The following is a 14,216-nucleotide window of genomic DNA, read 5'->3' on the forward strand; positions in this document are numbered from 1 at the left end:
CGGGATCGCTCCCGGCCGTCTTCTTGCTTCAATGACCTTGCGGCCACCCCATGAAGATTAAGCTTTTGCGGTCGCCAGTGCCTTCAACCGGGCATTCAGGCGGCTCTTGTAGCGGGACACTGTATTCGAGTGCAGAACGCCTTTCTGCACGCTCTTGTCGAGAGCGGAAACTGTCACACGAAACTGCTCCTGCGCGGCCTTTACGTCGCCCTTTGCCAAGGCTTCACGTAAGGAGCGGAGGCTCGAACGGACGCGGGTGCGGTTAACGCGGTTCACCGCGGTACGGGTTTCGGTTTGGCGGGCGCGCTTCAACGACGATACGTGATTTGCCATTATGCTTCCTTAAATCAGTGAGTTATGCGGGCCAGAATGCAAACACAGCCGCATCCCTCGCAATTTCCTAGTCTACGGGAAAGCGGAGTCTGGGTCAATTCATCCCTTGGCGTTGCCCTGCCAAGACCCAGCCGCGCTTGAAGCATCTAGTTGAGTTTGCCCGCCTCCCCCTCCCGATCTCATAGTTTTCAAGCCTGATCTCTTATATCTCCGCTTTTAAAATCAATACTTTGAAACTGTTGGACCCTCGCAACTGCGGGATGCTATAGTCACGGGAACTCCCCGGCTCCCAATTCCAATTTCATTTATCGGAGTGCCTATGCCTCGTCTCCGTACTCTCTGCGCCGGCCTGGGCGCCCTGATTTTTGCCGCCATTCCGAGCCTTGCGGCCGATAAAATACTCTTCGCCCGGCTTGGGCCAACCGGGGCCAGTCTCTATATTTCAAATGCCGATGGAAGTGCCGAGCGGTCGCTTACACCTGCGGGATCGCTCGACTACAACCCGTCTTGGTCGTCGCAAGGTGATTGGATTGTCTTCACCTCGGAGCGTTCTGGTTCTGCTGATCTTTACCGCATTCATCCCGATGGAAGTCAACTTGAGCGTCTGACTGATGATCCGGCCTACGATGATCAGGCCGGCTTCTCTCCGGATGGAAAACACATTGTGTTCGTCTCCACCCGCGGCAGTGGACGTGCCAACCTGTGGACACTCGACGTGGCCTCGCATTCGGCCAAAGCTCTTACCTCGGGAGATGGCGGAGACTTTCGCCCCTCATGGTCTCCAGACGGCCAGTGGATCGCCTTCTCGTCAGACCGCGAAAGCGATTTGCGGCCGGCAAAGGGCCGATGGGAGCGACTGCACCTCGTCGACGTTTACATCATTCATCCTGATGGCACTGGACTAAAGCGTGTCTCTCAGCATGGTGGATTTTGCGGAAGTCCCAAATGGACTTCGGACAGCAAGAGCGTCGTTGCCTACTGCATGTCGGATGAAGAGTCGTGGACCTATCGCGCAGGGCGCGAAGACGGCGATGACACGCTGATGAAGATCGATATCGCCAGCGGCGAGAATACGCCGGTCCAAGCAGGTCCCGGAGTCAAACTGCTCCCATCCGTTTTGCCCACTGGTGAGATCGCGTATGTGCGCCACGACAAGACCACTACAGGCATCTTCTATGGCAATGGAAAGCCGGGGCCGGCCGGAGCGACGCTGCACACGCCATCCTGGTCTCCGGATGGCGCGCAGGTTGTGTACAGTCGATACATTTCAAATCCACCTGCGGAGCCTGTAAAGCAATGGAGCCGGAACGAAAAATTCGACTTGTACAAAACCGCATGGCTTCCCGCATACGACGCAAGCGGCGAACATCTGGCGATCACCAAGATGGATTCAACCAACGCCACAAGCCTGCTGATTGTCGACGAAGATAAGCCCGCTCGCGCGATCCTCAAGCAGAAGGGATTGATTCTCGGACCTTCGTGGTCTCCAGACGGAAAGCAGATCGTGGTTGGTGTGGGCGGGTTCACTGCATTTCTCGATTTTGCGTCCGGCGGCAAGAAGCCGGCCGATCCCGTGAACGGCGGAGCGCAAGTGGGTCTCGTGAACATCGACGGTAGCGACTTTCATTTGATTACGACGGGGAACAACAACAACGCCTTTGCATCGTTTGCTCCCGACGGTAAACAAATCGTCTACCGCACCTCCGGGCCGGATGGCGAAGGGCTGCGCATCATGAATATTGAGGATCACTCGGTGAGTGTGCTGACCGACGACTATGACAACTTCCCCGTCTGGTCGCCGCGGGGAAACTTGATTGCGTTCATGCGCAGAATCGACGGCAATTTTGAAGTGATGACGATTCATGCAGATGGAAAGCAACTCAATCAACTGACCCGCACCAAAGGGAATGAGGCTCACCTTGCGTGGTCTCCGGACGGCGAAAGGCTGCTTTTTACGAGTTCCCGCATGGGATTTAAGGATGAAGCTCTTCTGATTGGCGCACCGCAACCCTACGGCGAAATCTTCGTGATGAACGCCGATGGGACGCACATAGAGCAATTGACCGACGACCAGTGGGAAGAGGGCGGGCCTGCATGGCAGCCTCATGCGCTGCCGAGGGCCGATCAAGCGTCAACGCCGCACTAGACTGATCACCGGTCTTTCGATACAGACAAGTTGTCTGAAATCAACGTGCCGCAACGGGTGTGACCGGGGAAGAAGCCGAACCCCGTACCCACTTGGTGACTAATTGCGTAAATCTTAATCGGCCCCGGGATTGACGGATTTTACCGCCGGCGCTACTCTCTCCCCATACACAGCCACTTGGTCGCCCGCGCCAATACGGAAGTCCTTCACAATCGCCGCGATACGGTGCGCTTCCATCCGCAACTCGCAAATAATTACGCTGCAATCCCATCCATTACACCGGTGCAATCATCAAATCAACAGCCAAAATCTGCCCTTGAGGCAGGGCCATGGGAGGCCATCTGAACGCTGCTCTGGAGATCACGCCAAATCTTGAGCCCCTATTCGGGACCCGCGATGAAAACCTCAGACTGATGGAGGATTCACTAGGTGTCAGGATCGACCTAAGATCCGACGCCGTGCACGTTAAAGGGCCGGACGAAGCGGTTGCCAGAGTCCGGGGCATTTTTCAGGATTTCGAGGCTCTCCGAAGGCAAGGCATCAATCTTCATAATGGCGAACTGAACGGCATGTTGCGCCTGGTCGTAGCCGATCCCGCCACCACGCTGCGTTCTCTTGCTGATGCCGGGAAGCAGCGCTCCGCGGGCGTTAAGCGCACCGTCCAGCCCCGTTCCATCAACCAGCGCAAATACATTGAAGCCATCGAACAGAACGACATGGTCTTCGGCGTCGGGCCGGCCGGCACGGGTAAAACTTACCTGGCCGTCGCTATGGCCGTAGCCGCCATGAATGCGAAAAAAGTGAGCCGCATTGTGCTGGTTCGCCCCGCTGTTGAAGCCGGCGAGCGTCTCGGCTTCCTGCCCGGCACCCTGCAGGAAAAGGTGGACCCGTATCTCCGTCCGCTCTACGACGCGCTCTACGACCTGCTCGATCCAGAGAAGGTCGACAAGATGCTCGAGAAGAACGTCATCGAAGTTGCGCCCCTGGCCTTCATGCGAGGCCGCACTCTCAACGACGCCTTCATCATCATGGACGAAGCGCAGAACACCACCATCGAGCAGATGAAGATGTTCCTGACCCGCATGGGGAACAACTCCAAGGCCGTCATCACCGGCGACATTACGCAGATCGATCTGCCCAATCCGCGCAAATCTGGGTTGCTTGACGCGATCAATATTCTCGGCGGTGTCGAAGGCATCTGCTTCTGTCACTTTGCCGACGGAGATGTGGTCCGCCACGCCTTGGTACAGCGCATCGTGCGTGCCTACGAAGCCATCAAGCCACAGCAGCAGGAACTCCAATTGAATCTCGGCGAGGCCATTCAACCGCAAGGCGACCAGCAGGCGCCTCAACAGGCCGCGCATCCTGCTAAACCGCAGTAAATTCACCCATTCGAGTAGAATGAAAAAGACACGGGGCCGCTTCTAACAGCGGCCCCGCGCACGATGATCCTCTTCGACCCAGACTTGGAAGCCGACCCCTCTTCGCACGTGAAGGTGCCGAGACGGTCAGAGAGCTCCGCCCGAACCCCAGCCCGCAATCAGCGCATCCCGGCTCCCCGCACACTCGCAGCTTTTTTGCGCGAGGCGCAATCCGCCGTAAGGCTACGCGGACAGGTCACGGTCCTGCTCACAACTAACACCGCCATCCGCCGCCTGAACCAGCAATTCCGCGGCAAGAACAAAGCTACGGACGTGCTTTCCTTTCCGGCCAGTGCTCCCGGCCACTTCAAAATCGCCGGCGATCTGGCCATCAGCATCCCCACCGCACAGCGTCAGGCCCACGAACTCCACCATTCCCTCGCAATCGAGATTAAGGTCTTGATGCTTCACGGCCTTCTCCATCTTGCCGGCTACGATCACGAAACCGACAAAGGCGAAATGGCGCTCCGCGAACAAAAACTCCGCGCCAAACTGCGTCTCCCTCAAGGGCTTATCGAACGGACAATGAGTTCAGCCACAAGGTCGGATGGGGGACGCGCGACAACGTTGAGTGCCCCATCCTCGCTGCAGCTTCATCGCGGCGACGGTGCGAAGGCACGAACTCCCAAAGGTCGGCGCCCATGAGCTGGTTAACCATCACGCTCCTTGCCTTCGCCGCACTCGTCGACACCTTCGCCGCGTACATCAGCCGGCTATATTCGGAGTTCGGCAAAATTCTCCCCCGCGAAGTGCAGGACAACCTCGACGAATGGGAAGAGAAAGTCGAGCCACTGCTCGGTCTCACGCGTGAACATGCCGCCCTTTGCGCCACGGTGCTGCAGCAACTCACGCTGGCTGTGTTCGCGCTTGCGATTGGATCTGTGCTGTTCGATCGGGCTCCACACGTCGCGCGTCCGACTTATCCTGAGATCGCCCAGGCGATTCTCGTTGTCGTACTGGCAGTCGTCTTCTGCAACCAGCTTTTGCCATCCCTTCTCTTCACGCACACTAAGGGACGCTGGGCAGCGCGCCTGGTATGGCCCATTCGCCTGCTGCTGTGGCTGATGACGCCGGTGACGGCCATCATTCGCTTCTTCTTTTCCGTTGCCTCGCTTGCTGAAAAGCCGGTTGCCGAAGAAGACGAGCCTGCTCCCGACGTTGAGTCACTGCTTGAAGCTGGCGAGGAAGAAGGCATCCTCGAAGAGAGTGATCGCGAATTGGTTCGTTCCGCTGTTGAATTCGGCGACAAACTTGTGCGCGAAGTGATGACCCCGCGTCCCCAGGTCTTCGCCGTTCCGCAATCCATCACCCTCGAACGCTTTCTTGAGATGCTCAAGGAACACAATTTCTCGCGCGTTCCGGTGTACGAACGTACTCTCGATTCCATCACAGGAATCGCGTTCGCCCATGATCTTCTTCAGATCGCTGATGAGGAAGCGCGGATCCGTACCGTGTCAAGCATTCAGCATCCTGCCGTCTTTGTGCCAGAGACTAAGCGCGGTTACGAATTGTTGCGCGAGATGCAGCGCGAAAAGCAGCACATGCGCATCGTCATCGATGAATACGGCGGCGTCGCGGGACTCGTCACCATCGAAGATCTGCTGGAAGAAATCGTCGGCGACATTCGCGACGAACACGAGAAGGATGCGCACATTGCCGATCCACAGGAGGAGCCGGGCGGAGTGTGGGTGGTTCCTGGCGATTTTCCAGTCGACGAATTGCAGCGCCTCTTTAATTTGGATCTGGACGTCGACGAAAGATATGAGGCGACCACTTTAGGCGGTCTGGTCAGCGAGATCGAAGGCCGCATTCCGCTTCCCGGCGAAGTCGTGCTTCTTGACCACAGTGGCCTGCGCATTCAGGTCGTCGCCTCCACCGATCGCCGCGTCGACCGCCTGCGGATATTCCCGCCGGCGAAGGAAGAAGCAACGGCGCTGCCCTGATCGTTCAATCTGGCACCGCTCATCGAAGCCCGGCATGCCGTACACTCATTCAGAAACGAGTTGCCCCAAGTGAAATCAGGATTCGTCGCCATTCTCGGTCGGCCCAACGCCGGCAAAAGCACGCTCATGAACGCCCTCACCGGCGAAAAGATCGCCATCGTCACTCCAAAACCGCAGACCACCCGCAATCGCATCATCGGTGTGCTGGAGGTCGAAGCGCGCAAAAAGGTTCATCCCGCGGCGCAAATAGTCTTCGTCGACACGCCGGGCGTGCACAAGCCAAACTCGCAGCTCGACCGCCGCATGTTGCAGGAAGTCCACGAAGCACTTTCGACACGCGATGTCGTGCTTGTCCTGGTTGACGCCAGCCGCCGCGTGCAGGTTGAAGCGGCCGGCGAACCGGGCGATATCACCGAACAGGCACAGACCCGGGTGCCCCATGTTTCGACTTTGAAACCCGGGAAGGACTCCGATTCTCACGCCAAATCGCAAAAAAGAAAATCCGCATCATGGGCCAGCGAGGACGAATTTCTTTTCAATCTCATTCGTGAACTGGACTGCCCCGTGTTCCTGGTCCTCACAAAAATCGACCTTGTCGCCAAAGACGTTCTTCTGCCGCTCATCGAGACGATGACGAAGCAGTACAACTTCGCAGAGATCATTCCCGTCAGTGCGCGTAAACGCGACGGCCTCGATCTTCTTGTCCGCAAAATTGTCGATGCGCTTCCAGTCGGAGAGCGCTACTACCCGAAAGACCAGTACACCGATCAGCCCATGCGCTTCATGGTCGCTGAATTGATTCGCGAACGCATTCTCGTCGAGACCGGCGAAGAGGTTCCCTACGCCGCCGCGGTCGTCATTGAAAACTTTGAAGAAGCTGAACCGCCCGCTCCTCCGCGCAAGAAAGGCCAGCCTCCCGCCCGGCTCCCGCTCACGCGCATTGCCGCAGCCATATATTGCGAACGCGAAGGACAAAAAGCGATTCTCATCGGCAAGGGCGGCGCGAAATTGAAAGAGATCGGCACTGGCGCGCGCAAGCAGATTGAGTCGCTGCTCGGGACGCGTGTCTATCTTGAACTCCACGTCATCGTCGAAGCGAACTGGCGCGAGTCGCGGCCCTTCGTAGAATCCCTTGACTGGCGCAATCAGCTTGAGAAGCTGGCTGAGAATCAAATCGACGAAATCGACAAATAAGCTCCAGCGCACAACTTTCTAATCATCATCCGGGTCAATGGCTGGCCCGGTAACCGTCAGAAAGAACGAAGCACTCTTCTGCGCGGGAATCACGCGGTAGGCGCGCGGGGCTTTAAGCGTAAAGAATTCTCGAAGGTCCGTCGTCGAGCGCTTGTCGGCGAAGCCTAGTTCTCCTTCCGTCAAATGATTTACGCCTTCAATCATCCGCAGGACACTGCCAAAATCATGAGTTTCATTGCTGATGGTTCCGGCCGGAGTATACGCAGAAATCACAACCAGCGGTACTCGAAACCCCATCTGATAATCGCCGGGGCAATCAGTCGATCGGCATGGCAGCGCGGACTGAACGCGCGGCAATTCGTGATCGGCCCATCCTCCCCAGTCATCCCACGTAAGAATGATCGCCGTATTGTTCCAGTAATCCTGTCCCGCATCTCTGGTTCCTGTCGGACATTTACCGTGCGTCCCGATGGCGTTAACAATGGCTGCCACCCATGACGGTCCATAGTAGTCGTTTCCGCCTGCGTGATCTGACCATTTGTCGTCGGGAGTTACCCAGCTAACCTGCGACAGGCTGCAATTCTCGATGTCTCGCAGAATGTCCGTGCCCATGCCGCTGATGTCGACATTGGCATTCCACTCTTTGCCCGTGCACTTGAGCGCAGAACTTGGATCACCGTTGGGATTCACGAATTGCGGCTCGCAAATATTCTTGAACGCCACAGGTGCATTCGCCAATGATCCTGCGGTTGCTGCGTAATACTCCCAGCTGATCGAATGCGGATCGAGCACACTGGCCATCGTCTCGTGTCCATGGCAAAACGAACCGACGGGTTCAGTCGGATAGATCAATGCCGTATTTGCCATCGGGCATTCCTGAACCGACTTGTCATCGAATGTCGAACAGTCGGTCGGAGGAGAGCTGATTTCCGGTGCGATCAGATCGTTGGTCGCGTTTTTCGTTGCCAGGCATCCAGAATTGTTCATGGTGTTGAAGTCTTCAGCGACGAACGTGGATTTTGCGTCGTCTGCCGCGGTCGGAGCGGATGTGCCGGAGAATATGAATTGGTGCGCTGCGTAGCTTGGACCCTGGTTCGTCTGGAACATGTAGTTGGACCAGCCGTAATCCTTCGCCATCGTGATATACGGATCAAGCAGATGTCCCGGCGTTCCGTCGTAATTGGTCACGTTCGAGTTCATCACGTAGCCATAGGCGCCCCCAGAGGGAGCCGTGATTTTCCACGCGCCATCGTTCCGGCATTTCTGTGTCGCCGGATCGGGATCGCACATCTTTTCGAAGCTCCAGTGGGAATGCTGCGGCAGAGCGCTCCCCGCAAGTGGAACAGGTTTCAGACTCACGCGAGCATCGTGCCCGCTTTGATTGGAAATGGCGCACGGAGCAATGTTGTAACAGCCAGTGCTTACAGGAGCAGGCGTGCACGCTTCGAGCCCAGTGGCGTTTGCAGGTATCGGGCAAGCTGGAGACAGGTAGTGGAAGAGGTTATCGGGAGTTCGATTCTCCTGAACGATTACCACGACATTCTTAATCTGGGGTGGGAACTGGGCAAAAGTTTCGGCGCAACTGGTGATGGAAAAGAAAAGCACAGACCAGATTTTGAGCATAGAAGTCCCCAAGCTGGCGTCAAACCTTTTTTGAGCCGGTCTGGCGGGATCTCAATAAGGTCTGCGTCAACGATCCAAGGTTGAAAACTTTTCACTCGCAGATGCAGCGTTCGCAGAACGCGAGCGTCATCATTTCGGTTGTCAAGGCAGTGAGTTGAAGCAATGAGCAGTTCCCGCTCTCTCACAAACGGGATTGTTGCAAGTGGCCTTTGCAGCCGCCGTCTACTTCACGACCAAGTAGACACGTCTGGCAAGAAATTGACAAGGTTTATGAACTAATCTTCATTGAAATTAAACGGAACGGTAATGGGACTTTATTCGCCTCGAACTTTGCCACGGCCGTTACTTTTAACTGCATACATGCGCGCATCTGCTGCGCCTATGATTGCGTGCACCGCGGCATTCTCAGGCGGGCATGTTGCCAATCCCACACTTGCACTCGCGCTCAGTTCAAGACCATTGCTCATGCGAAATTTTGTATTCGTAAGTTCCTGATGCAAGCCAGTTGCAAGCACCAGCGCATCCGCCGGAGCAGTATCAGGCATCAGCACTACGAATTCATCGCCGCCGTAGCGGAAGCACATATCCTGTTCGCGGCTCAGTTGCTTCAAGCGCTTTCCGACGCGCCCCAGAAGCTCGCTTCCAATCAGGTGCCCGTGGACATCGTTCACTGACTTGAAGCGGTCGAGATCAATGAACGCAAGGCTTACCGGCATGCGTTGTCGTCCGCTGCGCTCCAGTTCGTGCTCCAACATCTTGTAAAGATGTCGCACGTTGAAGAGACCTGTTGCATCGTCGGTAATGGTGAGTTGCTGGATGCGCGCGACGTCATGCGCATTCTCAATTGCAATCGCCGCGTGATCGCAGAGGATATGCAGAAAGGCGATGGTGTAATCGCTCATCTGGCTTGCGCGCGGATTCAGAATTTCGATGACGCCCTGGATGCCCTTTCGTCCGCGCAGTGGCATTGCGATCATCGAGCGCACCATGCGCCTGTCCGCGGCAAGTGTCTGCTGCAAGCGCGGATCGTTATCTTCCGATTCGGGAACAATGAGAGTTTCACCATGTTCCATCACCCAGCCTGCAACGCCTTCGCCGAGTTTCACGCGCAAATCGCGGAGCGCATCCTCGCCATTTTGTGAAGCGATCGCATAGTAGAGTTCTTTGCGCGATTCATCCAGCATCAGCAGCGTCCACATATCCGCCGCAATAATGCGTTCCATCTGGTCGAGGATCGTGCGCAGAATTGTGTCCAGGTCAAGGCTCGAGTTGAGCGACCTTGCCAACTGATGGAAGACCATTAGGTCATCGAGGGGAATACGATTCTCTGTCAACTCGTTCATCTCTGCGCCAAAACGGGTGAGTCTCTTCTGATGTGAATTCTGTCACAAGCGCCGGTTCAAATCGTAGACCTGGAGTGTCTTTAGTCCAATGAGCTATGTACTAAAGTTACGTGCTGCAAATCCGCCTCTGGGACTGCTTCCCAAGGTGCTTTGTAAGCTGCAGCTCATGGAATCTGACAGCCTACCGTAATTCAGGAAGGAGGTTGGGAGACGCGCGAAGTTTTCTACCCGCCGATGTGGACCATCGAGCGCGATGGCTTCAGAAATTCTGGCTCTCCGATATGATGGCGTGCCTCTTTGCCATATATCGTTTTTACGATGTAGTCCGAAAGGGCGGTATCGTTTTCGCCCGCACGCATCCTTCCGTAGAGGTCGTGTTCCACCTGCGAAAACAGGCAGGTTCGAATTTTGCCGTCGGAAGTGAGCCTGACCCGGCTGCAAGCGCCGCAAAAAGCTTGGCTTACTGGCGCAATTATGCCGATCTCTCCTACGCCATCGGGGAATGTGTATCTCCGCGCCGTCTCGCTAGCCTCGCGCGCCGGCATCGGCACAAGCGGCATCACGCGGCCGATGCGCTCAACAATCTCCTTCAGTGGAACCACAATCTCCGGTGTCCATAGCCGGCCTTCCTCGAGAGGCATGAATTCGATGAACCGGACCACCACATCTTCTTCGCGCGCGAACCGTGCAAATCCTTCGATCTCGCCGTCATTAAATCCGCGCAGCAGTACGCAATTGATCTTTAACGGAGTCAAGCCCGCATCGCGCGCTGCGCGAATTCCTGCCAGCACTTTGTGAAAGCTCCCTGGAACGCGCGTGATTCGCTCAAACGTCGGCGCATCCACAGCGTCCATGCTGACGGTGACACGCTGCAACCCGGCAGCCTTCAAAGGAGCAGCCAGCTTGTCCAGCAAGTGCCCGTTGGTGGTCAGAGCAAGATCCAACGGGTTGCCGTTCAACGTGCGCAGATTCGCTAGTTCCTCGATCAACTCGATCAGGCCGTTGCGCAATAAAGGCTCGCCGCCGGTGATTCGCACTTTCTCAATTCCCAGACCTACGAAAAGCTTGATCAGCTTGAGATAGTCGGCGATCGCCAGTTCGGGATACTGTGCTCCCAACTCGCCGGTTCTGCAGTAGACACACTTGTAGTTGCATCGATCGGTGACGGAGACGCGCAGATCATGGATCACCCGGCCGTGACTGTCGATCAGCCGGCGAGTGGTGTCTTCTGCGGCAGGTGCGATTGGGGAAGCAACAGCCATGTGTATCCCTTAAGGCTATACCGTTTTGTCGAGCTCTGCAGGTCCCGGAAAAACCTGAGAGCCGGCGCAAAGGCCGGCTCCCGTTTGGTGCAAGCTGTTGTGAAAAGTGGCGGCTCAGTCGATCCTGGGTGTACCGGACCTTAGCGCCAGCCCCGTCACGCCCAAAACGGCTACCAACCCAACTGCAATCGCGAAGTAGTACGCCATGGGGTGAACCCAGCCCGGTGAATAAGTCAGGTCCTGCCCGACCCACAGCAGCAGCACTGTGGCAATCACGGCAAATTGGCACGCAATTACCAGCAACGTATGTCCCCATTCGCGCCGTTTGTCCAGCGCCTCCACCTGGTCAGGGGTAAGGTTGCGCTCTTCAGGGGGAAGAAGGGAATTCGCCATCAGACTCTATCTCCTTGCGAGCCCTTATCGGCCTCCGGGCCTTGATGCTCACTGTTTCGATTCAATCACATGCCGCCCGGCCTGCGCCACCGGCCGCTTGCGGCCTTTTTCATAGCATCCACTACTCGTTCAGAAACGCCAGCGATTGCAGAGTTGTAATCTCAAACGGCTTGCGGCAGCGAACATTCGTGCAGCTCAGCTTGTCGTCCCGCCGCACCATGTACGACTGAGCCTTGGCAAACCTTGCCCGGTCACGCTCATCGGCATGGCGAGGCAACTGTGGTCTCTTGCGTCGCACAACCCAGGTGACTTTGTACTCCCCTGCCTGCCCGCATTTGGGGCAGTTCAAGGTATGCGTACGTTGCTCCGTGGTCTCGTTGAAAAAGTCCCGCTCTTCCATGTCCCTCTCTTCTCCGGTTCTGCGAAAAAGCTCTGTCGTGGAAACTATCCCCGACAGAGCCCTTGCAGATTAAAAGTCTCGGGCACTTTCCCTTCGGCCCGAACTATTCCATACTCGTCCTTGCAATGACGAAACGCAAGCCAGACACTTTTTCAGCGACCAAGGCCGTTAAGGCTAATGCCCGCGAGCGTGTGGGACAGCCTAAACCCGCCCGCGTTGTGGTGGACACACCGCGAACAGGCCGTCAGGCCAAGCACAAGCGTAAGCTGGAGCAAATACTTCAGCAGGAGGAGTAATCGTGGCCAAAGCAGTCGGATTTGGTGGTGTATTTCTCAAGGCAAGCGATCCGGAAAAGCTCTCTGCCTGGTATGCGCAACATCTCGGAATTCCTTTGCAGGATGGAGGCTCGCTCGCCTTCGACGGCCCCGAGTCCATGGGTATGACGGTGTTTGCGCATTTTCCCTCCACCACCAAATATTTTGGCGAAGGTCCGCAGCAGGCCATGATCAACTTCCGAGTCGACAATATGGACGAACTGCTCGCGCAGCTTGCCGCTGACAACGTCACCATCGATCCCAAACGCGAAGACCATGCTTATGGCCGATTTGCCTGGATATGGGACCCTGAAGGCAATCGGGTGGAGTTGTGGGAAGCACCGCGATCGACGAAGTAGCGCTGGGTGTTTCCATCACTGGGGGGCGGGAGCGGAGGGTTGAACGGGCTGTGGCTGGCTCTGAGATTGGGTCTGCGTCTGAGACTGCGTCGGCGTCTGGGCTTGGGCCTCGGCCTGCGCCCTCACAGTGTAAGGACCAGGCAAGATTGTTTCATTCGCCTTTTCGGTTTCAACTTTTGCAACTGGCGCCGGCTGCAAAGTCCGTTTTGAATAAATGCGGAATGAAACGACGAGATCAAGGGCCACCGGAACCGGCTTGCCATCTTTCATGCCAGGCTGGAAAGTAGCCTTGTGGATGGTCTGCTCGGCGCTTTCGTCCAGGCCGAAGCCGATTGGCCTGCCTGCAACGACTTCCTCAACTTTGCCATCGCTGCCAACCACCACGTGATAAAGCGCGATGCCGGCCACGCCATTTGCCTGTGCCAACTCGTTCGACGGAGGATCTACTGCAGAAAGCAGTTTCGCCTTTTGATCAACTGCGTTCTGGCGGAAGACGCCCGGGTCAGTGGGCTTGTAATCTGTCTTCGCCTGCGCTGCCTGATAGTAGAGCTTCCAGAAATCTGGCATCGCATCAATCATCCGCTCATCGACACCCATCGAAAACACGTTGTTCAAAGCCGTTAGAAGCGCTTGGGAAGCCTGAACTGCTGAATTTGTCGTTGATCTCTTTTTGTCGGATTTGTTGGATTGGTGGCCGTTTATTGGCGGAAGGTCGCTCGCGTTGGCTTGGGCGGCAGGAGTATCGGTGGCGTCCGACACAAGCACGGCTGGCGCGTGGGGCTCCTTCGACTCCTCCTTTTTCCCGTGGTGTTTGTCCTTCTTCTTTGCGCTTTTGTCTTTTGACTTCTCGACCTCTTCAAGATCGAAGGAAATGCGCACCCCTTTTTTCTTGGGGTTGATCTTAACCCTGTCGGTCGCTGCGGTCGGGTCGTCATAGGGCGCGGCGCCCAGGAAATGGAGCGCATAGCGGTCACCCAAGAGCTCCACTTTCTTCTTCGAGAGCTTAACTTTGTTGATCTGGATCTGGCTCAACGTATAAGAACCTTGAGGAGAATGGCTCAGCAGCCGGCCGTGTTCATCAAATTCCAGGTTGTTATCCTGGTAGCCTCCGCGCAGATAGAGAGTTTTGCCAACCAACATCTGCTTCAGTTGATCCTCTTTGATTTCGCCCCCGACAGTGTGGATTGAAAATGCGCCTTCGCTAAGAGTGGGATCTTTCCCGGGCTTGGTATGGGAATCAGGCATTGTCGCCTTCGACAGAGAGACATCATGCGCTGGAACTGTTGTTGACGGTTCTCCGGGCTGAGCGACAGGCTGACCTTGTTGCGCTTGCGGCGGCTGCTGCGTAGCTGGACCGGCAGAAGGCACGGGCGGAGGTGCCTGGCCATATACAGCCCCCGCCATCAGGATCAAACCCAACACGGTGCTGGCAATTCGAGATGGTTTGAAAATCGTTGATCTAACGCGGTCGAAGAACGTGCGCAT

At 56.4% G+C, this 14,216-nt stretch carries 15 protein-coding genes; 7 read left to right on the plus strand and 8 right to left on the minus strand.

Going from position 1 to position 14,216, the window contains the following annotated elements; genetic code table 11:
- Positions 1 to 57: 57 nt before the first annotated feature.
- Entirely contained in the window at positions 58 to 333 is a 276-nt protein-coding gene (gene rpsT / locus P8935_RS07565; protein ID WP_348264383.1) for a 30S ribosomal protein S20, read from the minus strand.
- A 319-nt stretch (positions 334 to 652) separates the two neighbouring features.
- Between rpsT and P8935_RS07570 the strand changes: the two genes are divergently transcribed.
- Positions 653 to 2,479: a hypothetical protein gene (locus tag P8935_RS07570; protein WP_348264384.1), complete on the plus strand. Its 1,827-nt coding sequence runs from the start codon at positions 653 to 655 to the stop codon at positions 2,477 to 2,479.
- A gap of 114 nt (positions 2,480 to 2,593) precedes the next feature.
- Here P8935_RS07570 and P8935_RS07575 read toward each other — a convergent pair whose 3' ends face one another.
- On the minus strand, positions 2,594 to 2,716 hold the full coding sequence (locus tag P8935_RS07575; protein WP_348264385.1) for a hypothetical protein: 123 nt from the start codon (positions 2,714 to 2,716) through the stop codon (positions 2,594 to 2,596).
- Between the two features lie 92 nt (positions 2,717 to 2,808).
- Between P8935_RS07575 and P8935_RS07580 the strand changes: the two genes are divergently transcribed.
- From P8935_RS07580 to era, 4 genes are all read left to right on the plus strand, one after another.
- Positions 2,809 to 3,861, plus strand: coding sequence for a PhoH family protein (locus tag P8935_RS07580; RefSeq protein WP_348264386.1), 1,053 nt, complete (start codon positions 2,809 to 2,811; stop codon positions 3,859 to 3,861).
- Between the two features lie 63 nt (positions 3,862 to 3,924).
- Positions 3,925 to 4,545 (plus strand): rRNA maturation RNase YbeY, encoded by a 621-nt coding sequence (gene ybeY, locus P8935_RS07585; protein ID WP_348264387.1) that lies wholly within the window; start codon positions 3,925 to 3,927, stop codon positions 4,543 to 4,545.
- The gene (locus P8935_RS07590; RefSeq protein ID WP_348264388.1) at positions 4,542 to 5,843 is read left to right on the plus strand and encodes a hemolysin family protein; all 1,302 of its coding nucleotides are present in this window, start codon (positions 4,542 to 4,544) and stop codon (positions 5,841 to 5,843) included. Before ybeY ends, P8935_RS07590 begins: the two co-directional genes overlap by 4 nt.
- 69 nt (positions 5,844 to 5,912) lie before the next feature.
- Positions 5,913 to 7,037 (plus strand): GTPase Era, encoded by a 1,125-nt coding sequence (gene era / locus P8935_RS07595; protein WP_348264389.1) that lies wholly within the window; start codon positions 5,913 to 5,915, stop codon positions 7,035 to 7,037.
- Between the two features lie 18 nt (positions 7,038 to 7,055).
- On the opposite strand, the gene P8935_RS07600 is transcribed toward era, so the two are convergent.
- From P8935_RS07600 to P8935_RS07620, 5 genes are all read right to left on the minus strand, one after another.
- Positions 7,056 to 8,660 carry an alkaline phosphatase family protein gene (locus tag P8935_RS07600; RefSeq protein ID WP_348264390.1) on the minus strand — a complete coding sequence of 535 codons (1,605 nt, stop codon included), beginning with the start codon at positions 8,658 to 8,660 and terminating at the stop codon, positions 7,056 to 7,058.
- A 314-nt stretch (positions 8,661 to 8,974) separates the two neighbouring features.
- Positions 8,975 to 10,003 carry a sensor domain-containing diguanylate cyclase gene (locus P8935_RS07605; RefSeq protein ID WP_348264391.1) on the minus strand — a complete coding sequence of 343 codons (1,029 nt, stop codon included), beginning with the start codon at positions 10,001 to 10,003 and terminating at the stop codon, positions 8,975 to 8,977.
- Between the two features lie 224 nt (positions 10,004 to 10,227).
- Positions 10,228 to 11,265 (minus strand): GTP 3',8-cyclase MoaA, encoded by a 1,038-nt coding sequence (gene moaA / locus P8935_RS07610; RefSeq protein WP_348264392.1) that lies wholly within the window; start codon positions 11,263 to 11,265, stop codon positions 10,228 to 10,230.
- Between the two features lie 114 nt (positions 11,266 to 11,379).
- Positions 11,380 to 11,658: a hypothetical protein gene (locus P8935_RS07615; RefSeq protein WP_348264393.1), complete on the minus strand. Its 279-nt coding sequence runs from the start codon at positions 11,656 to 11,658 to the stop codon at positions 11,380 to 11,382.
- A 121-nt stretch (positions 11,659 to 11,779) separates the two neighbouring features.
- Entirely contained in the window at positions 11,780 to 12,058 is a 279-nt protein-coding gene (locus P8935_RS07620) for a hypothetical protein (RefSeq protein WP_348264394.1), read from the minus strand.
- Between the two features lie 62 nt (positions 12,059 to 12,120).
- Here P8935_RS07620 and P8935_RS07625 point away from each other — a divergent pair, with 62 nt between their 5' ends.
- Together P8935_RS07625 and P8935_RS07630 are read left to right on the plus strand one after the other, a co-directional pair.
- Positions 12,121 to 12,354: a hypothetical protein gene (locus P8935_RS07625; RefSeq protein ID WP_348264395.1), complete on the plus strand. Its 234-nt coding sequence runs from the start codon at positions 12,121 to 12,123 to the stop codon at positions 12,352 to 12,354.
- A 2-nt stretch (positions 12,355 to 12,356) separates the two neighbouring features.
- A complete protein-coding gene (locus tag P8935_RS07630) occupies positions 12,357 to 12,731 on the plus strand; it encodes a VOC family protein (RefSeq protein ID WP_348264396.1) in 375 nt (124 codons plus the stop codon).
- A 15-nt stretch (positions 12,732 to 12,746) separates the two neighbouring features.
- On the opposite strand, the gene P8935_RS07635 is transcribed toward P8935_RS07630, so the two are convergent.
- Positions 12,747 to 14,216: an energy transducer TonB gene (locus P8935_RS07635; protein WP_348264397.1), complete on the minus strand. Its 1,470-nt coding sequence runs from the start codon at positions 14,214 to 14,216 to the stop codon at positions 12,747 to 12,749.

Source organism: Telmatobacter sp. DSM 110680 (assembly GCF_039994875.1).
In the GTDB taxonomy this organism is placed as follows: domain Bacteria; phylum Acidobacteriota; class Terriglobia; order Terriglobales; family Acidobacteriaceae; genus Telmatobacter.

Excerpts from the sequence above, each read along its gene's own strand:
- P8935_RS07575 (WP_348264385.1), bottom strand. The coding sequence starts at position 2,716 with ATGGAAGCGCACCGTATCGCGGCGATTGTGAAGGACTTCCGTATTGGC.
- P8935_RS07635 (WP_348264397.1), bottom strand. The coding sequence starts at position 14,216 with ATGCGCACGTTCTTCGACCGCGTTAGATCAACGATTTTCAAACCATCT.
- rpsT (WP_348264383.1), bottom strand. The coding sequence starts at position 333 with ATGGCAAATCACGTATCGTCGTTGAAGCGCGCCCGCCAAACCGAAACC.
- moaA (WP_348264392.1), bottom strand. The coding sequence starts at position 11,265 with ATGGCTGTTGCTTCCCCAATCGCACCTGCCGCAGAAGACACCACTCGC.
- P8935_RS07615 (WP_348264393.1), bottom strand. The coding sequence starts at position 11,658 with ATGGCGAATTCCCTTCTTCCCCCTGAAGAGCGCAACCTTACCCCTGAC.
- P8935_RS07605 (WP_348264391.1), bottom strand. The coding sequence starts at position 10,003 with ATGAACGAGTTGACAGAGAATCGTATTCCCCTCGATGACCTAATGGTC.
- P8935_RS07570 (WP_348264384.1), top strand. The coding sequence starts at position 653 with ATGCCTCGTCTCCGTACTCTCTGCGCCGGCCTGGGCGCCCTGATTTTT.
- P8935_RS07620 (WP_348264394.1), bottom strand. The coding sequence starts at position 12,058 with ATGGAAGAGCGGGACTTTTTCAACGAGACCACGGAGCAACGTACGCAT.
- P8935_RS07580 (WP_348264386.1), top strand. The coding sequence starts at position 2,809 with ATGGGAGGCCATCTGAACGCTGCTCTGGAGATCACGCCAAATCTTGAG.
- P8935_RS07590 (WP_348264388.1), top strand. The coding sequence starts at position 4,542 with ATGAGCTGGTTAACCATCACGCTCCTTGCCTTCGCCGCACTCGTCGAC.
- P8935_RS07600 (WP_348264390.1), bottom strand. The coding sequence starts at position 8,660 with ATGCTCAAAATCTGGTCTGTGCTTTTCTTTTCCATCACCAGTTGCGCC.
- ybeY (WP_348264387.1), top strand. The coding sequence starts at position 3,925 with ATGATCCTCTTCGACCCAGACTTGGAAGCCGACCCCTCTTCGCACGTG.